The sequence below is a fragment of the Desulfovibrio sp. genome (assembly GCF_019422935.1).
Taxonomy (GTDB): Bacteria; Desulfobacterota; Desulfovibrionia; order Desulfovibrionales; family Desulfovibrionaceae; genus Desulfovibrio.
On record NZ_JAHZCJ010000001.1, the window covers coordinates 244,540 to 262,128 of the forward strand.

At 60.1% G+C, this 17,589-nt stretch carries 15 protein-coding genes; 12 read left to right on the top strand and 3 right to left on the bottom strand.

Going from position 1 to position 17,589, the window contains the following annotated elements:
* Positions 1-79 precede the first annotated feature (79 nt).
* From trxB to QZ383_RS01050, 6 genes are all read left to right on the top strand, one after another.
* Complete coding sequence (gene trxB / locus QZ383_RS01025) at positions 80-994, top strand: thioredoxin-disulfide reductase (RefSeq protein WP_291442303.1); 915 nt, start codon at positions 80-82, stop codon at positions 992-994.
* 91 nt (positions 995-1,085) lie between these two features.
* Entirely contained in the window at positions 1,086-1,406 is a 321-nt protein-coding gene (locus tag QZ383_RS01030) for a thioredoxin family protein (protein WP_291442305.1), read from the top strand.
* A 126-nt stretch (positions 1,407-1,532) separates the two neighbouring features.
* Positions 1,533-2,795, top strand: a complete 1,263-nt coding sequence (locus tag QZ383_RS01035; protein WP_291442306.1) for an L-serine ammonia-lyase, iron-sulfur-dependent, subunit alpha — start codon at positions 1,533-1,535, stop codon at positions 2,793-2,795.
* Between the two features lie 21 nt (positions 2,796-2,816).
* Complete coding sequence (locus tag QZ383_RS01040) at positions 2,817-2,987, top strand: hypothetical protein (protein WP_291442307.1); 171 nt, start codon at positions 2,817-2,819, stop codon at positions 2,985-2,987.
* 319 nt (positions 2,988-3,306) lie between these two features.
* A complete protein-coding gene (ettA, locus tag QZ383_RS01045) occupies positions 3,307-4,989 on the top strand; it encodes an energy-dependent translational throttle protein EttA (RefSeq protein ID WP_291442309.1) in 1,683 nt (560 codons plus the stop codon).
* A gap of 68 nt (positions 4,990-5,057) precedes the next feature.
* Positions 5,058-6,665 (top strand): DUF4139 domain-containing protein, encoded by a 1,608-nt coding sequence (locus QZ383_RS01050; protein WP_291442311.1) that lies wholly within the window; start codon positions 5,058-5,060, stop codon positions 6,663-6,665.
* Between the two features lie 148 nt (positions 6,666-6,813).
* Here QZ383_RS01050 and QZ383_RS01055 read toward each other — a convergent pair whose 3' ends face one another.
* The 3 genes from QZ383_RS01055 to QZ383_RS01065 form a co-directional block, all read right to left on the bottom strand.
* Entirely contained in the window at positions 6,814-7,512 is a 699-nt protein-coding gene (locus QZ383_RS01055; protein WP_291442313.1) for a LysE family transporter, read from the bottom strand.
* Between the two features lie 33 nt (positions 7,513-7,545).
* Positions 7,546-8,427 carry a helix-turn-helix transcriptional regulator gene (locus QZ383_RS01060; RefSeq protein ID WP_291442315.1) on the bottom strand — a complete coding sequence of 294 codons (882 nt, stop codon included), beginning with the start codon at positions 8,425-8,427 and terminating at the stop codon, positions 7,546-7,548.
* A gap of 91 nt (positions 8,428-8,518) precedes the next feature.
* A complete protein-coding gene (locus QZ383_RS01065; protein WP_291442317.1) occupies positions 8,519-9,808 on the bottom strand; it encodes a molybdopterin molybdotransferase MoeA in 1,290 nt (429 codons plus the stop codon).
* A gap of 601 nt (positions 9,809-10,409) precedes the next feature.
* On the opposite strand from QZ383_RS01065, the gene QZ383_RS01070 reads away from it, so the two are divergent.
* The 6 genes from QZ383_RS01070 to nrfD all read left to right on the top strand — a co-directional run bounded on the left by QZ383_RS01070 (position 10,410) and on the right by nrfD (position 17,583).
* A complete protein-coding gene (locus QZ383_RS01070; RefSeq protein WP_291442318.1) occupies positions 10,410-11,300 on the top strand; it encodes a formate dehydrogenase accessory sulfurtransferase FdhD in 891 nt (296 codons plus the stop codon).
* 31 nt (positions 11,301-11,331) lie between these two features.
* On the top strand, positions 11,332-12,099 hold the full coding sequence (locus tag QZ383_RS01075; protein WP_022658495.1) for a 4Fe-4S dicluster domain-containing protein: 768 nt from the start codon (positions 11,332-11,334) through the stop codon (positions 12,097-12,099).
* Between the two features lie 81 nt (positions 12,100-12,180).
* Complete coding sequence (locus tag QZ383_RS01080; RefSeq protein WP_291442320.1) at positions 12,181-14,289, top strand: aldehyde ferredoxin oxidoreductase; 2,109 nt, start codon at positions 12,181-12,183, stop codon at positions 14,287-14,289.
* Positions 14,290-14,302: 13 nt separating this feature from the next.
* Complete coding sequence (locus tag QZ383_RS01085) at positions 14,303-15,301, top strand: hypothetical protein (RefSeq protein WP_291442321.1); 999 nt, start codon at positions 14,303-14,305, stop codon at positions 15,299-15,301.
* A gap of 96 nt (positions 15,302-15,397) precedes the next feature.
* A complete protein-coding gene (gene hmcB / locus QZ383_RS01090; protein WP_291442322.1) occupies positions 15,398-16,411 on the top strand; it encodes a sulfate respiration complex iron-sulfur protein HmcB in 1,014 nt (337 codons plus the stop codon).
* Positions 16,405-17,583: an NrfD/PsrC family molybdoenzyme membrane anchor subunit gene (nrfD, locus tag QZ383_RS01095; protein WP_291442323.1), complete on the top strand. Its 1,179-nt coding sequence runs from the start codon at positions 16,405-16,407 to the stop codon at positions 17,581-17,583. The genes hmcB and nrfD overlap by 7 nt, the downstream gene beginning before the upstream one ends.
* Positions 17,584-17,589 lie beyond the last annotated feature (6 nt).

Here is a 17,589-nt window from a genome sequence, read left to right on the forward strand (position 1 = left end):
GGATTTGCCGGATACCCGCTGCGGGAAACCGCAGCGGCAGGGGGAGCGCGCCCCGAAAAACCAAAATTTGGCGGACACCATGCAGGAGCATGAACTTGTCGTTATCGGTGCTGGACCTGCCGGAGCCAGCGCAGGCATCTACGCCCGCAGGGCGGGCCTCAACGTGCTGCTGCTGGAAAGTGGTAATGGCGGCAGCCAGATATGCAATACGCTTGAAGTGGAAAACTGGCCTGGTCTGCCCAATGTGAGCGGGCCGGAACTGGACAAATCCTTTCGCGAGCATGCCGGGCATCTGGGTTGCGCCTTTGCCAGAGGCGACGTGCTCGGGCTGGAAGGGCAGGGCGACCGCCAGATTATCCGCACCACCAAGGGCGACTACGCGGCGCAGGCTGTCATCATCGCCAGCGGCGCTACCCATCGGCGGCTTGGCTGCCCAGGTGAAGATACGCTGACCGGGGCGGGCGTGAGCTACTGCGCTGTTTGCGATGCGCCTTTTTATGAAGGCGAGGCCGTGGCCGTGGTGGGCGGCGGCAATACAGCGGTGGAAGAAGCCCTGTATCTGACCCGCTTTGCCAGCAAGGTATACATTATTCATCGGCGGGATGCCTTCAGGGCGGACAGCGTACTGACAGGCCGCGCCCTTGCCAATGACAGGATTATTCCTGTCTGGAACAGCGCAGTGGCGAGCGTCAACGGCAGCGATATGGTCGAGGGCATGACCCTGCGCAATACTGCCAGCGGTGAAAGCTCTGAGCTCGAAGTGGCGGGCGTGTTTGTGTGCGTTGGCATTGAACCCAATGCGGCATTTCTTGATGAACGCTTTCTGCGCGCGGATGGAGGCTGGCTGGCTACGGATGCCCACCTGCGCACGTCTGTTCCGGGCGTTTTTGCAGCGGGCGATGTGCGCGACACACCTTTGCGCCAGATTGTCACGGCGGCGGCAGACGGTGCGCTGGCTGCCATTTCCGCCTATCATTGGCTGCAATCCCGGTAGCGAATTTTCAGCCCTTGCGGCCCGTGTGGCCTGCGGCTGTGCAGAAAAATAAACGCCGTCTGCGGCACAGCAGTTCGGCAAGGAGATTCCCATGCTTGCGATAGACAGAGACAGTTTTGAACAGGACGTGCTGCAAAGCAGCGAGCCGGTAGTTGTGGAATTTTGGGGCGAACAGTGCTCCGTTTGCGTGGCCATGATGCCGGAAGTGGAAGAACTGGCGAAAAGTTTTGAAGGCCGGGTCAAGTTCTGCAAGATACCCATTGCCGGAAGCCGCAGGCTCTGCATTGAACTCAAGATCATGACCGTGCCAGTGTTTCTGTTCTACAAAAATGGAGAGCTGGTTGACCGCATCGCCAATCAGGATCTGAGCGTGGAAAACATCCGGGCCAAGGCGGAATCCCTGCTTAAATAGCCTTAAAGGGCGGCGCAACGGTGCTGGCTGAGTTTTCTCCCTGACCGCAGGCAGACCAAGGACAATACAAACTGGCATGGGGCATTGGCGTTCGCTTGCTTGGCGCAAATGACCATGATGGATACTATGGATACACACGCAAAATATCTCGAAGTGCTGCGCGAAGAGCTGATCCCGGCCCAGGGCTGCACCGAACCCATTGCCATTGCCTTTGCCGGAGCGCTGGCGGCAAAGGTTCTTGGAACCTTTCCCGATCGTCTGACGGTGGCTTGCAGCGGGAACATGATCAAGAACGCCAAGAGCGTTGTGGTGCCCAATTCCGGCGGGCAGAAGGGCATTGCCGTTGCCGCCACGCTCGGCGCAGTGGGGGGGAACCCTGATTTACAGTTGCAGGTGCTCACCCCGGTTACCCCGGCGGATGCCGAGCGCGCCCGGCAGCTTGCTGCTGCGGGATTCTGCACGGTGGAGCTGCTCAAGAGCATTGTTAACCTGCATATTCAGGTAACGGCGATGGCTGGCGACAGCAGCGCCGTGGTGGAGATTGCCGAGGAGCACACCAACGTGGTGCGCATTGAAAAGAATGGCAAGATTCTTGAGGGCGGGGAATACAAGCCTGATGTGCAGGGCCATGAAGAAAGCCGCGCTTTCATGAGCATCGCCGGGATTCTTGATTTTGCGGAAAGCTGCAATATCGAAGATGTGCGCGATATTCTGGACAAGCAGATTCTGTGCAACAGCAATATTGCCGTTGAAGGCCTGAGCCACCAGTATTCCATGGGTGTTGGCCGCTCACTGCTTGATTCGCGCGGCAGCGATGTGCGCACCCGCGCCACGGCGGTGGCGGCGGCTGGCTCCGATGCCCGCATGGGCGGCAGCGATCTGCCGGTTATCATCAATTCCGGCAGCGGCAATCAGGGCATTACGGTTTCTCTGCCGGTCATTGAATACGCCCGCGAACTGGGCCTGCCGGACGAAAAGCTCTACCGGGCGCTGCTCATCAGCAATCTTGTGGCCATACACAACAAGTCGGGCATTGGCAGGCTCTCGGCCTATTGCGGGGCTGTCAGCGCCGCCTGCGGCAGCGGGGCGGCCATCACCTGGATGCACGGCGGCAGCTATCAGCAGATTGCCGACACCATTATCAATACTCTGGTCAATGTGTCGGGCATTGTGTGCGATGGCGCCAAAAGCTCGTGCGCGGCCAAAATTTCATCGGCAGTGGATGCCGCCATCACTGCCCACGATCTCTCCATGCAGGGCAAGGTTTTTCCTGCGGGCGAGGGCATTGTGAAAGGCGATGTGGAAGAAACCATCCGCAGTGTTTCCCGCTTGGCCCGCGAGGGCATGCGCGAAACGGATATTGAAGTGCTGCATATCATGATTGATTAGGCGGCGGGCCTGGGCCTGCTCATGCGTCTGGTTCTGCCCCTGCGCCAGATATACCGCCGTGCTACTTTTGCCTGCGCCATTGCGCGCCTGCCGGGTTTGTGCCTGACAGGCGCGCTTGCTTATGTGGTGGCAGGGGGGCTGGTTTGCAGTTCTGCGCAAGGCGCGTCTTTGCTGGAGCGCGAGGTCACTTGAAAAAGAATCCGCTAACGGATAGGCTCATATATTACACGAGCGCCCAGTGCATTGACGAGTCTGACGGGCCTGCGGGCCTCTCTGTCTGACCAAAAGGCTTTCTCTGTACGCTGTGGCGGCAAACCGCAGAAATCTGCGGCCTGTCGGCACAGGGCAATCGTTTTATCCGCCTGACGGAGCTGCCGTTTTGGCGGCGCAAACCCTTGGCCTGCATGGCAGGGTTTGTCATCAATCCAGCGCGCCCATTTGGCGCGCGCTTCGCCCCGCGTTATCTCAAACGCCGCAGGGCCGGAAGCGTCACCAAATTTTGAGGAGCATCATGAGTAACGAACCGGACAAGATTATTTATTCCATGATCCGCGTCACCAAGCGTCATGGCCAGAAGGAAGTGCTGAAAGACATTTCTCTTTCGTACTTTTACGGGGCCAAAATCGGCGTACTTGGTCTGAACGGCGCGGGTAAATCCAGCCTGCTGCGCATTCTGGCAGGCGTGGATCAGGCCTTTGATGGCAAAACCGTGCTGGCCCCGGGCTACACCATCGGCTATCTGGAACAGGAGCCGCTCAAGGACGAAACCCGCACCGTGCGCGAAGTTGTGGAAGACGGCGTGAGTGACCTCACCGCCATTGCCCGCGAATTTGAAGAAATCAACGCCAAGTTCGCCGAGCCAATGGAAGCGGACGAGATGGACGCCCTCATTGCCCGTCAGGCCGAAGTGCAGGAACTCATGGACGCCAAGAACGTCTGGGATCTGGATTCGCGCCTTGAAATGGCCATGGACGCCCTGCGTTGCCCCCCCGGGGACATGCCCGTTGCCCAGATTTCGGGCGGCGAGCGCCGCCGCGTGGCCCTCTGCCGTCTGCTGCTGGAATCGCCCGACATTCTGCTGCTTGACGAACCCACCAACCACCTTGACGCCGAGTCAGTGGCCTGGCTGGAACGCTTCCTTTCCACCTTCCCCGGTACAGTCATTGCCGTTACCCATGACCGCTACTTCCTCGACAACGTGGCGGGCTGGATTCTGGAACTGGATCGCGGCCGGGGCATTCCGTGGAAGGGCAACTATTCTTCCTGGCTGGAGCAGAAGCAGAAGCGCCTTGCCAATGAAGAAAGAACCGAAGCCGACCGCCAGAAAACCCTGCAACGCGAACTGGAATGGGTGCGCATGTCGGCCAAGGGCCGTCATGCCAAGGGCAAGGCGCGTCTTAACGCCTACGAGGCCATGCTTTCCCACGAAAGTGAAAAGCGCGCGCCCGATCTGGAAATCTACATTCCGCCGGGACAGCGCCTTGGCAAGGTTGTTTTTGAGCTTGAGGGCGTCAGCAAAGGCATGGGCGACAGGGAACTGATGGAAAACGTCAACGCCATCATCCCCCCCGGTGCCATTGTGGGCATTATTGGCCCCAACGGCGCGGGCAAGACCACCCTGTTCAAGATGCTCGTGGGGCAGGAAAAGCCCGACACCGGCACGCTCAAGGTGGGCGAAACCGTGCAGTTTGCCTATGTGGATCAGGGCCGCGAATCCCTCACGCCCGGCAAGACCGTGTATGAGGTCATCAGCGACGGCGCTGAAGTCATCAAGCTGGGGGGGCGCGAAGTCAACGCGCGCGCCTACTGCACGCGCTTCAACTTCCACGGCGCTGACCAGCAGAAGAAGGTGGACGTGCTTTCGGGCGGTGAACGCAACCGTGTACACCTGGCCTGCATGCTCAAGTCTGGCGCAAACGTGCTGCTGCTTGACGAACCCACCAACGATATTGACGTAAACACCATGCGCGCCCTTGAAGACGCGCTGGACAACTTTGCCGGTTGCGTGCTGGTCATCAGCCATGACCGCTGGTTCCTGGACCGCGTGGCCACGCACATCATGGCCTTTGAAGGCGATTCCAGCGTGGTGTTTTATGAAGGCAACTATACGGACTACGAAGAAGACCGTAAAAAGCGGCTCGGCAAAGATGCCGACACGCCGCACCGCATCAAGTACCGCAAACTGACGCGTTAGCCGCCCGCCGCCGCGCTGCATCTTGCGGCGCGGCGGCTTTGTATGCGGCGGTTTTCGCCGGAGGGCCAATGTCGTACACCGTCCTTTCTCCCCTGCGTTTTTTTCTTTCCGGTCTTGGCATTTGCCGCAAATCTGCCAGTGGGCGGCCTGCCTTGCTTGCCCTTACCCTCTGCTTTTTGAGCGGATTGTTTTCTTTGAGCGCTCTGGCCGCACCCTTGCCCAACACGCCAGCAGTGCCGAAGGCCGCGCGCCTCACGCCTTCCGGCGGGTTGCTTGAGGTGGAGCAGCCAGCGCCTGTGGTTTCCACCGATGGCGCAAGTCAGGTGCGCGTGGTGCTGCCCGCCGGGGCCGAGAATTTTCAGGTCTCCATACCGGGCCATACCATCGTGCGCTGGGCGTTTTTGCCCCAGACTCTCGATCAGGGCGGCAATCTTGCCAAACTGCGCGAAGAGCGCCATCACGCGCTGATGACCCTCGCGGGCAAGCTTGAGGCCGTAAAGGCCCAGCTGGCCCTGTGGGAAGGCGCGCCCGTCGAGGGCAGCTTTCAGGATATGACCCAGCGCGAAAAGCGCGTGGCCGAGGTAGTGCCTGCCCTCAGCTACGAAAAGGCCGAGCTGGAGCGCCGTCTGGCCCTGCTGAAGCAGGAGTTGCAGCAGTTGCCGCCAAGCCCCGAGCTTGGGCAGACCGTGCTGATCACCCTGCAAAAGCAGATATCCGCAACAACGCTGCCTGTACGTTACAGTTATACGCTGCGCAATTGCGGCTGGCGGCCTGCCTATGTTTTTGACGTGCAGCCCGACAAGGGCAAGGGCGATGCAGTGAGCGTGCGCTTTATGGCCGAGGTGTGGCAGTTTTCCGGCATGGACTGGACAGACACGCGCCTGACGCTTGTTTCCCGTGGGCAAGGCCCGCGTGAACCCATGCCTTTGCCGCACTGGGTGATTGACTCGCAACCTCAGCCCGTGGCCCAGCCCCTTGCCAAGGCGGCCCCGCGTATGCTGATGACAGCCGATGCCGCCATGTCCGAAGCTGCTCCTGCCCCTGCCGCGCCTGTAGAAGCCGACACCAGCGGTATGTACGCCGCCTGGACGCCCGGAGAAAAGGGCTTGCCTGAAGGCCGTTCGCGTCTGCTGGTGCTGGCGGATGAATGGAAGGCCCCCTTGCAGTGGCTGGCGCGTCCCTCCGTGGGCGACAGCCGCGTGTGGCTCATGGCGTGCCATACCCTGCCCGAGGGACAGGCCTGGCCTGACGGCCAGGCGGAGTTCAGCGTGGACGGGCAGAGCGTGGGTATGGGGCAGTTCCGCCCCAAGGGCAACGAGGTTACGCTCTACTTTGGCGCTGACCCGCGCGTGCAGGTCAATGCCGCCGCCGATCTGCGCCAGCGCGGCGAAAAGGGCTTTATCGGCAAGAGCCGTACCTGGACATGGGGCTGGACGTATACCGTGCGCAACACCCGCGACAGGGCCGTGACCGTGCGCCTTGAGCGGCCCATGCCCATGCTGGTGGATCAGGGCGTTACCGTGACCTACCGCGACAAACCGCAGGCCCAGCAGGATGCCAAGGAACATCTGCTGTTCTGGAATGTGGATGCGCCTGCGGGCGGCAAGGCCGAGGTCAAGCATGAGTTGACCATCACCTCGCCTGTGGAGATTGAGTTGAATCCCGATGCACCCTAGTTTTCGGAGGCGGTAAGATGCGTTACGGGGGCGGATTCCTTCCCCGAAAGCCCGCGTCCCTGAACAATTATCCTGAGATATATCGGCCTGATACAAAGAAAGCCCGCGTTGCAGTGACGCGGGCTTTCTGTCTTTTTTTTCGGCATGCTCAGTAGAACAGGGGCTGCAGCGCCAGCCAGAGGGCAATACTGGCAAGCGTCAGCCCTGCCAGCCCTTCAATGAGTGGAATGCGCTTTTCCAGCGCTCGCTGCGCGCCGGGCAGGGATATGGCGGCGGCAAGGGCTGCGTCCCAGGCAAAGACCAGCAGGGTCATCCACAGTCCGGCAAAGGCCTGCTGCGGCAGGGTGGCGGCGGGGCCGAGGATTACTGTCATGAGCGTGAGGTAAAAAACGGCGTTTTTGGGGTTGAGCAGGGCAGAGCCAAGCCCCGTGAGCAGTTGCCTGCCGGGAGAAAGGGGGCTTGCATGGCCTGTGGCGAGGCTGCCTGTCTGGTTAGGCGAAGGTTGGCTTGGCGCATGCTGGTCTGGTGTGGGCTTGCTGTTGGCGGCCTTCCGGCTGGCCCGCAGCAGCAAAAAGCCCAGCCATGCCAGATAGGCCGCGCCTGCAAGCTCCAGCAACCGGTACAGGGCGGGCATTTGCCGCATGACCGACCAGCCGGAAACCGCCAGGCAGATATACAGGGCATTGCCCAGGGCGATGCCTAGGCAAATAAACAGCGAGCCGCGCAGCCGATGCCGCACGGCATGCCCAATAATGAGAAAAAAATCCGGGCCGGGGCTTAGCAGGGCTAAAAAGTGCGCCAGAGCCAGCGCAGGAAAAGCAGCGGGAATCAGTGTGGAAACAGACATGGGTGGTCTCCTTGCGGACAGCACACCCTCTTTTTATTTGCGCGTATTGTACGAATGTGACCGCCCCCGCTGATAGCAGCCGGGCGTGACGGAATAAAATTTTACAAACATGCGGTGAAAGTGGCTTTGATCAACATAGCCAGCCGCAAGGGCCGCATCGGCAATGCTCTTGCCCTGCCGCAGCATGGCGCGGGCCTTTTCCAGCCGCAGGCAGTGCAGCCACGCCTTTGGCGGCAAGCCTGCGGTGCGGCGGAATGCGCGCGAAAAGCTCTCACGCCGCAGGCCCGCCCTGCGAGCCAAAGATGTAACGGGCGCATGGTCTGTGGCAGGCGGGCCGTTTCCATCTGCCATGGGAGTGCTGTCGGCAGTCAGCAAAAAGTCTGTGACGGCAAGAGGATAGTCCACCTTTTTGCCAGCATGTTCAGCACTGTTGGCGAGGCAGCCGTATGCCTGTTGAGTCTGTCTGAAAAGAGCCGTAAAGCGCATTTCCGCATCATCAGCACCGTTGCAAAAAGCCTCCATGGCGGCAATCCCCTGTTGAAAAAGCGCCGGGTCGCGCACAACGGGCATTGTTATTTCATACGCTTCGGCAATGCCCAAGGGGCGGCAGATATTACGCGCAAACCATGCCGCGTCAAAATAGGCCATAAGGTAGCTGCGTGCCTTGCCATGCAGGGGATTGCAACTGTGCGGCAGGCCGGGGGCAATCAGGGCGATGTCGCCCTTGAGCGCCTCATGCGCTTGCCCCATGAGTGTAAAGCAGGTGCCGCCCTCAAGGATAAGGCCGAAAGAAAAAGCTGAATGGAAGTGCTCGGCGTAGGGCTGGGTGCTTTGCAGCGTGGTGCGCACCTCAAGATACGGATACTTGTCCGGAGAAATGAAGGTTTGCTGTGGGGCTGAAGGGCGGGGGGGCATGGCTTTTCACCGTTTGCAGTTGATGTGCCTGCAAGTGTAGCCACAGCCATACGGCATGGCAAGCGGGTGCCGCCAGGCAGACGGCAGGGGGTCAGGCAAAGAGGTGCACGCGCACTGCTGCGCCACGGCGCAAACCGCCTCTGGACATATCATCGCTGCCGGGCATGGTTATCCAGCCGTTCATGTCGCGCAGCACGGCGGTTTTGCCAGTACCAGCGGCAACGGGCCAGGCCGTCACGCGCCCATGCTCACGCCGCAGCATCACAGGATAGTGGGTGGGGGCGTTTCCCTCCACAGGCAGGGCAAGGCCAATACGCGCCAGTACGGAGGGTTGCCGGTTCATATGCTGCGGCAAGGTCTGCTGCCCGGCGAGCCTTTGCAGCAGCGGCGCCAGAAAAACCTGCGCTGCCAGCGCAAGGCTGAGTGAATGCCCCGGCAAACCCCATATGGCTGTCTGTCCCACGCGCGCAAGGGTAAGCGGGCGCCCACTGCTTACCCGCTGGTCATGCCCGCATATCTCGCAGTCTGGCAGGCCTGCTATGGCCTGGGCGCTGAAATCGCGTTTGCCTCCGGAAGAACCGCCAATAACCACAATAACGTCGCAGGGCGTGGGGCCACCCGGCACGGCCGCGCGCAGATGCTGGCCCAGAGCCTGCGCATTGTCCGGCGCAGTGCCGAGGTGCAGGCAGTTTGCGCCCAGAGAGGCGGCAAGCCCCTCGAGAAGCAGGGCATTGGTATTGCTCTGGCAGGCGGCAAGACCGCTCTGCGGGGCAGAACCGCAAAATTCGTCACCAGTGGAGAGAACTCCCAGCACGGGCTTGCGGTGCAACGGCACATCTTTGAAAAACTGCGCCAGCAGGGCCATATGGTGCGCACCAAGCCTCGTTCCCGCCTGCGCCAGCAGCGCGTCCTGAGGCATGTCCGCACCGGGCGCGAGGATATTTTCTCCCTCTGCGCACGGGGCGGAAGCTGCCACCACTGGCGGAACATCCCTTGAGTCTGCCAGCTGATCCCCCAGTGTCGCAAATTCCTGCATAAGCACGGCGTCAGCGCCTTCGGGCAAGGTACTGCCCGTGTAGACCCGCCATGCCTCGCCTTTTTGCAGCGTACCGGCACAGGCCCGGCCCATGCGGCTTTCGCCTGTCATGTGCAGCAATACCGGGGCTGCGGGGCTTGCCCCGGCAACGTCTGATGCGTGCACCGCATAGCCATCGCGTGTGGAGCGGCGCGTGGAGGGGCAGGGAACGGGCGCGTGCATATCTGCGGCAAGCACTCTGCCGAGGGCAGCATTTATGGATACTGGCTCAGCCTGCAAGGGGCTTGCTTCGGTAACAAAGGCGGTAATATCCGCAGTTTCCCGCAGGCAAAAATACAGGGACACGCCTTGACCTTCCTTGTGGGTGCTTTTCGGTGGCTGGATTCTTTATTTTTTTGTAACTATAGTAATTTACAATGAAATTGTAAATATTGTTATATTTTAGTATATTGAAAAATATTTAAAGTGGTGAAAAATAACACATAGGCTTGACTGCACAAACCGATTTACCTAAGCTTTGTTCACGCAAACAATAAAAACCATGAAGATTGTCAGGTAATTGTTGCGCATAGCCAGACGGTTGCGCGAATACACATGTCTTCCATGCGGTATCCCCCCCACCGCTTACGGGCAACATCTGGCGCAGGGTTATTCTCTTCACCTGTTCTCAGAGTACAAGATATCAGGCAGAATTGAAAAGAGCACATTGTTCACTGCGGGAATAATGTGAAAAAAAGAACAAATTTGTATCAACTTTCAGTCTGAAGTTTTGAGCCAGCCTTGGCTCATATTCGGCCCAGATTTGGCCTTTGCTTGGCCCAGATATCGCTCAGGCTTGGCCTAGGCCGCCAACGAGTTCTGGCGCACACGGGCAGATAGTTGTGGATTGCCGGAAATTGCCGCCTCCGTAAAGACGACGGCTCTGCATAGTAAAGGAAGGGGTGCTATGGCTTTGCTCAAAAACACAATTGCAGGTGATGTTCTGCCGCTGGCTTCTCCCCCGGCCACGGTGCGCAGTTACGATATCCTGACCTACAGCAACGGCAAGGTTTCGCCGTCCGTATTTTTGTCGTGCCGGGAGCAGACGCTGACCATGCATGTCAACGGCGTACCCTTTGTGCGCGTGGCCTGTTCTGGGCAGCATTTGCGCTACCTTGTGCCGGGATTTCTCTATTCCTGCGGCCTCATTGAAAACCTGCATGACCTCGCCGGGGTGGACGTAACGCCCCTGCCTGCCGCCGCCTCCGGGGCAACGCCTCCCGATGGGGCGGAAGAAGTGCGGGTGGACGTGCTGCTGCGCGAGGCCTGCTGTAGCAAGGCGGCCGGTTCTACGGAGCAGGCCGCCCCCAGGCTCACCATCACTTCTGCCATGGGCTGGAACATCCCCCTGGCTGCCAAAAAGTTGCGCCGCATGCCGCGCGCGGAAGTTCCCAGCTGGGACCCGCGTGTCATTCTGCGGGCCGCGCAGGAGCTGGAAGAACGCTCCGAAGTATTCCACCAGACAGGCGGCTGCCACAACGCAGCACTGCTCAACAGGCAGGGCATGGTTTTTTATTGCCTTGATATTGGCCGCCACAACGCCATTGATACTCTTGTGGGCTACATGCTTGTGGAAGGTCTGGACCCCGCTGACCATATGATCATCAGCAGCGGGCGCATTGCCTCTGAAATAGCGCAAAAGGCCGTGCGCATCGGCGTGCCTGTTTTTGCCTCCCTTTCTCGCGCCATGTCGCGCGCCGTGGATATGGCGCGCGCAACCGGGTTGACTCTGCTGGGCAATGTTAAGTCCGGCAGCATGCACATATATCATGAAAACGGGCAGCTTGTGCTGCCATGATGCCGTTGTCGATCATGACAAGGAGCGCTGTATGGCTGATATGCTGAACAAACTGAAACGTGCCGATGAAGATATGCTGCTCGAAAACCTTTCGCGCCGCGGATTCATCAAGGTAACTTCCTGCGCGGCCCTTGGGCTGGCCACGCTGCAAGCTTCCGAGGCTCTGGCCACCATGAAGGCCTCGCCGCTGGTGATTATGGAAAAAGCAGCCGGCATGATCGTGGGCGACCCCACCTTGTGCGTGTGCTGTCAGCGGTGCGAGCTTGCCTGCACGGAATTCAACGACGGCAAGGCCGACCCCAAACTTGCGCGCATCAAGATAAGCCGCAATGCCATGTTTGGGCCGGAGGGCGGGCTGGAAAACACCACCAAGGGCATTTACGGCTCAGGTTCGCTGGTGATTCAGGATACCTGCAAGCAGTGCCCGCACCCGGTGCCCTGCGCCACGGCCTGCCCGCAAAATGCCATCATCGCCCAAAAGGGCACGGGCACGCGTATGGTGCTCAAAGACCGTTGCGTGGGTTGCCGCCTGTGCCAGAAGGCCTGCCCGTGGGGCGTGATGACCTTTGATGAAGAGCAGGGCAAGGCCGACAAGTGCTTTTTGTGCAATGGCGCGCCCAAGTGCGTGGATGCCTGCCCGGCAGCCGCCCTGCGTTATGTGCCGTGGAGCGACCGCACCCGCGAGGCCACCACGCGCGGTTCGTTCTCGCTTATGGTGCCCGACGACCGCCGCGCCGCCTGCAACGCCTGCCATGTGGAATCGCCCGGCGGGCCGCGTAACCTCAAATACGAGCAGTAGCGCGCACCCCTTGCACCTTGCAGAGCGAGGCGCAGCGGGCATTCACAGGAAGTACGCTCCATCAGCGAGCCGGAGGAATTTATGGCAAGGAAATTTGGCGGTTATCAGGGCAAGGGCCTGCGGGTCAATCTGAGTACGGGCCGCATCACTGTTGAAGACACCTATCAGTATCTTGACCTTATTGGCGGCACGGGCCTTGGCTACAAGGTCTTTTGGGACGAAGTCCCACCCAAGACCAAGGCTTATGACGAAGCCAACAAGATAGTTTTTGCCGTGGGGCCGCTGGCCGGTACGGGCGCTTTGTGCAGCGGACGCACGGCGGTTACAACCATCATGCCTGTTTCGTGGCCGCAGCACCTTATCGGTTCCGGTCACATGGGTGGCAACTTTGCCGAGCACCTGAAATACGCGGGCTACGACTTCCTCATTATTGAGGGCAAGGCCGAGCGCCCCGTGTGGTTGCATGTGCGCGACGGCAAGGCGTGGCTCAAGGACGCCAGCCACGTGTGGGGCCAGGGCACCCGCCGCACCTCCCGCGTTATCAGCGAAGAAGTGGGGGCAGACGGTACCGTTGCCGCCATCGGGCCTGCCGGTGAAAATCTGGTTCCGTATTCCGTGGTGGTCAACAGCCGCGCCCACACCGCAGGTTGCGGCATCGGCGCTGTCATGGGTTCCAAGATGCTCAAGGCCATTGCCCTTCAGGGCAGCCAGCCAGTGCACATCGCGGGCGACAAGGCCGACTGGGAAAAGCTCATCAACTACCACCGCACCATCATCGGCGCCAACAACCAGCATGTGGTTCCCAACTTCCCCAGCCCGCTTTTTGAGTACTGGGATGCCGGGTCCCGCTGGGTGGGCGCGCCGGGCAAACGCTGGGGCGCATCCGAAGCCCCCGTTACCCTTACAAACGATGTGCGTTCGCTCAACCGCATTTCGTACCGCACCAACAATGCCGCCTATTTTCTGGGCGATAACGTGTGGCAGTACACTGTGCGCAACAACGGCTGTTTCTCCTGCCCCATCCGCTGCTATACAGTGATGAAGGACGAAGACACGGCGGCCAAGTTCGGCGTCAGCCCCATTCAGTTCAATACTTGCGTGGGCATGTTTGGCGGGCGCGAGTGGTTCCCCAAGCTTTCGCGCAAAAAGAGCGATCTGGCGCGTCAGGCCGGTTTTGTGGGCATTGAACTCATGGACGATCTGGGCGTGTGGGAAAACTACGGTCAGCTGTTCCGCGATTTCAGCAACATGTACGAAGACGGCATCTGGAAGCAGAAGCTCGGCGCGGACGAATACAAATCCATTCCCTGGGACATGGTGGACGCCTGCAATCCTGAATTCATCAAGACTGCCGTGCACCGCATTGCCTACAAAGAGGGCGAATTCGGTCAGCTTCTGGGCATGGGCACCGGCTACATGCTTGAAAAAATGGGCATCCCCGAAGAAAAATGGAAGGACGACCACCGTACCGTCTACTGGAAGATGGGGCATCCCAAGCATCACGCCAACGAGGACGATGGTCAGGCCGGGTGCGTCATCAACACCCAGTACAACCGCGACCCCATGTGCCACTCCAACTGCAATTTTGTGCGCAGCGGCCTGCCCATTGATGTGCAGAAGCGTCTTGCCGAGCACTTCTGGGGATCTGCCGATGCTGTGGACGCCATCGGCGACTACAAGCCCACCAACAAGTACAAGATGATCCGCGCCAAGTGGTCCATCGAGCGCAAGGAACTGCACGACATGCTTTCGTTCTGCAACTGGATGGGGCCGTGGATATCCACACCCAACAAGCAGGATGGCTACATGGGCGACAACAGCCTTGAGAGCAAGTACTACCGCGTCCTCACCGGCCACAACCTGGACGTCAAGGAGCTGGACCGCTGCGCAGAGCGCGCCTTTAACCTGCACCGCGCCTACACAGCGCGCCAGATGCAGACCACGGACATGCGCAAAAAGCACGACCAGTATCCCAACTGGCTGTTTGAAGACAAAAAGAACAAGGCTCCCTTCACCAAGGGCACCATCCGCATGGACAAGGCCGATATCGAAAAGAGCCTCGACCTGTTCTACGAAGTGCAGGGCTGGGATGTGAAATCAGGCCTGCCGGGCGCGAACCATTACCGTTCGCTGGGCCTCAATGACGTGGCCGATACCATGACCAAGGAAAAGCTGGTTCCCGGTGCATAACCTTGGAGAGCCTATGAACGATCTGAATCAGGCCCAGAATCAGGCGAAAGCGGCCGCCCCCCTTGACGGGGGCGGCGCAGCCGTCCCGGAAACAGGGCCGATCGGCACCTCCCACCATGTGGAAGAGGCCGAAGGCCTCCGACTGGTGGATCAGCGCAAGGCCGACAAGGTTCTGCTGGTGGAAACACTGGCCGACTTCAGCAGTGACGAACACCTTGTGACCGCCGATGAACTGCTGGCCGCATTTATGGAGCGCGCAGCGCTTGCGCCGCCCGTTACCGTTGCCCAGGTGCGTCAGGAGCTGGAAACCCTGCCCGATCCCCGTTTTGAAGGGCCGGATTCCCAAACCGTGGCCGCAGATATGGCCCGCATCAAGGCCATGGAAAAGGCCCAGCCCGGCTCGGCCCCTGACCCGGAAGTACCGGGCCTGCGTAAAACCCGCCGTCTGCTGAGCCGCAGGCAGTTGCTGAGTTCGCTGCTGCATCCCGCTGAGGCGCTGGCCGAGCCAGGAGCTGAACCGGCGCAGGCAACGGAATCTGCACCTGCGGCAGAACCCGCAGAGGCCGCAACCGCTCCCCGCGTGGTGGAGCGCGAATACGCGGCGGCCCTGCTGGCCGAACTGCTGGCGGAAGATGAAGACGTGGCGGCTTTTACCGCCTGGGACAGCAAGGAATACTATCATTACAAGCCGCAGATGAGCAGCCTGTATGCGGGTATTCTTTCCACAGCCAACAACAGGATGGTGCAGGTCGCCAGCGTGGTGCGCGACAGCTCGCGCGACTACCCCCGGCCTGTGCCCCTTGAGATCTTTGAATACCCGCCTTTTCTTTTTGAGGCCGAAGCCTTGCAGCAGTGCCTGCGCGATATGGCGGAAACCGGGGAATACGCGGACATCAGGTTTACGGAAAGCTCCGTGGGCACGGTGTATCTGTATTCCACCCGCTACCTCGAGGAGGATTACGCCGCCTTTCTGGCGGAAAAAGAGGACGTGGGGGCCATTGCCAGCCCATAGGCCGAAGGGGCGTGTTTACGGCGCCGCCTTGGCGGCTTGCCCCACGGCAGACATGGGGCATGAAATGATGCAATGCGCAAGCAGGGGAGGATCGCCATGCGGCGCAGACAGTTTTTGAAAATATTGGGCCTCGGCGGCGTGGCCGGAGCAGCGCTTCCCGGTGCAGCCGGGGCAGCCCCCTTTGCCTATGACGGCAGCCCCGATGCCGTGGGCGTACTGCACGATTCAGTGCGCTGCATCGGCTGCCGCAAGTGCGAGGAAGGCTGCCAGAAGGTCAATGCCGACGTGCTGCCGCCTCTGGAAAAGCCCGTTGACGACAGTTCGGTATTTGAGCAGACCCGCAGGCCGACCTTCAAGGCCTATACGGTGGTCAACAAATATCAGCCGGAAGGGCATGCCCCCGTGTTCCGCAAGTTGCAGTGCAATCATTGCCAGGAACCGGCCTGCGCTTCGGCCTGTTTTGTCAAAGCCTTTGTAAAAACAGAGGAAGGCCCGGTGGTGTACAACCCCAAGCTCTGCGTGGGGTGCCGCTACTGCATGATGGCCTGTCCTTTTTACGTGCCAGCCTACGATTACAACAATGCCTGGAATCCCTTGGTGTACAAGTGCACCATGTGCGCCCCGCGTCTCAAACAGGGCTTGTTGCCCGGCTGCGTGGAGGCCTGCCCCAAGGAGGCTCTGGTTTTTGGGCGGCGCAGCGACCTTGTCAAACTGGCCCGCCGCCGCATCATGGACAATCCCGGCATGTACGAAGACCACATCTATGGCGAACACGAGATGGGCGGCACCAACTGGCTCTACCTCTCGCCCGTGCCGCATGCCGATCTGGGGCAGCCGGATGTGCCCGCTGTTTCCGCGCCGGAACTTACGCGCGGCATGCTTGGCTCCATTGCCGTTATTGCCGGTATCTGGCCGGTGATTCTGGGCGGCGCGTATTCCATGAGCAAGCATTACAAAAAAATGGTGGAGCAGGCCCGTTGCGAAGGTGCGCAGCAGGCAAAAAGCCAGAGTTGCGCTGGCCCTGCTCATGCAGAAGACGGCGCACAAGCCTGCGGCTGCAAGCCCGCTGACCATAATCCTGAAAAGGGCCAGGGAGGCGGACAATGCTGAAGCCTTCGGAACTGCTGAAAAACACGCTTGGCCTGCTCAACACGCCGGGCAACATCATCACAGCCGTCATATTGTTCTGCGGAGCCGTGGCCACGGTCATGCGCTTTGGCTGGGGCATCGGCGCGGTCACCAACCTGGACGATTATTATCCCTGGGGCCTGTGGATCGGCTTTGACCTCTTGTGCGGCGTGGCCCTTGCTGCTGGCGGCTTTACGCTGGCGGCGGGCTACTACATCTTCGGCTTCAACAATCTGCGTTCCATGTGGCGGCCTGCGCTGACCACGGCCTTTTTCGGCTACGCCTTTGTTATTGCCGATCTGCTGTACGACGTGGGCCAGCCCTGGCGGCTGCCGTATCCTGTGTTTGTGTCACAGGGTACCACATCACTCCTGTTTACCGTGGGCGTGTGCGAGTTCTTTTACCTCTGCGTCATGGCGGTGCTGTGGTTTGTGATTCCCTGCGAGTGGCTGGGGTGGAAAAAACTGCGCGCCATGCTCATGAAGCTGATCATGCCGCTGGTGGCGCTGGGCATCATCCTTTCGACCCTGCACCAGTCTTCGCTGGGCGGGCTGTATGTGATGGTTCCCTCAAAGATGCACCCCCTGTGGTACTCGTCATGGCTGCCCGTGTATTTCTTTGTGTCGAGCCTCTATGCCGGGCTGAGTATGGTGATTTTTGAAGGCACGCTGGCCCACGCCGGCATGCACAAGTACATGGACGAGAACCACGCCAAGAGCTTTGACGGCGTGAGTCTGAGCCTTGCGCGGGGCGCATCGCTGGTGATGATGGGCTATTTTGTCATCAAGATCGGCGGCCTCACCCTCGACAACGGCTGGAAGTACGTGTTCAGCGGTTACGGCCTTTTGTGGCTGCTGGAAATGGCCCTGGTCATCGTGCCTGCCTTCATGTTTGCCGTGGGCGTGCGCGAGCGGCGTTACGGCATGATCCGCCTCGCTGCGGGGCTGTCTGTGTTCGGGGTCATGCTCAACCGCATGGACGTGAGCCTTGTGGCCTACAACTACAATCTGCCCACGCACCTCAAGTATTTTCCCTCGCTGGGCGAGATCACGCTCTCGCTGTTCATGCTGGTGGGCCTTGTGACGGTGTATCGCTTCGCGTGCGCCAAGATGCCCGTATTGCGCGATCACCCTGACTACAAACCCGAAGCCTGACAGGGA

Excerpts from the sequence above, each read along its gene's own strand:
- ettA (WP_291442309.1), top strand. The coding sequence starts at position 3,307 with ATGAGTAACGAACCGGACAAGATTATTTATTCCATGATCCGCGTCACC.
- QZ383_RS01040 (WP_291442307.1), top strand. The coding sequence starts at position 2,817 with ATGCGTCTGGTTCTGCCCCTGCGCCAGATATACCGCCGTGCTACTTTT.
- QZ383_RS01085 (WP_291442321.1), top strand. The coding sequence starts at position 14,303 with ATGAACGATCTGAATCAGGCCCAGAATCAGGCGAAAGCGGCCGCCCCC.
- QZ383_RS01080 (WP_291442320.1), top strand. The coding sequence starts at position 12,181 with ATGGCAAGGAAATTTGGCGGTTATCAGGGCAAGGGCCTGCGGGTCAAT.
- QZ383_RS01030 (WP_291442305.1), top strand. The coding sequence starts at position 1,086 with ATGCTTGCGATAGACAGAGACAGTTTTGAACAGGACGTGCTGCAAAGC.
- QZ383_RS01075 (WP_022658495.1), top strand. The coding sequence starts at position 11,332 with ATGGCTGATATGCTGAACAAACTGAAACGTGCCGATGAAGATATGCTG.
- QZ383_RS01070 (WP_291442318.1), top strand. The coding sequence starts at position 10,410 with ATGGCTTTGCTCAAAAACACAATTGCAGGTGATGTTCTGCCGCTGGCT.
- nrfD (WP_291442323.1), top strand. The coding sequence starts at position 16,405 with ATGCTGAAGCCTTCGGAACTGCTGAAAAACACGCTTGGCCTGCTCAAC.
- hmcB (WP_291442322.1), top strand. The coding sequence starts at position 15,398 with ATGCGGCGCAGACAGTTTTTGAAAATATTGGGCCTCGGCGGCGTGGCC.
- QZ383_RS01060 (WP_291442315.1), bottom strand. The coding sequence starts at position 8,427 with ATGCCCCCCCGCCCTTCAGCCCCACAGCAAACCTTCATTTCTCCGGAC.
- QZ383_RS01055 (WP_291442313.1), bottom strand. The coding sequence starts at position 7,512 with ATGTCTGTTTCCACACTGATTCCCGCTGCTTTTCCTGCGCTGGCTCTG.
- QZ383_RS01035 (WP_291442306.1), top strand. The coding sequence starts at position 1,533 with ATGGATACACACGCAAAATATCTCGAAGTGCTGCGCGAAGAGCTGATC.
- trxB (WP_291442303.1), top strand. The coding sequence starts at position 80 with ATGCAGGAGCATGAACTTGTCGTTATCGGTGCTGGACCTGCCGGAGCC.
- QZ383_RS01050 (WP_291442311.1), top strand. The coding sequence starts at position 5,058 with ATGTCGTACACCGTCCTTTCTCCCCTGCGTTTTTTTCTTTCCGGTCTT.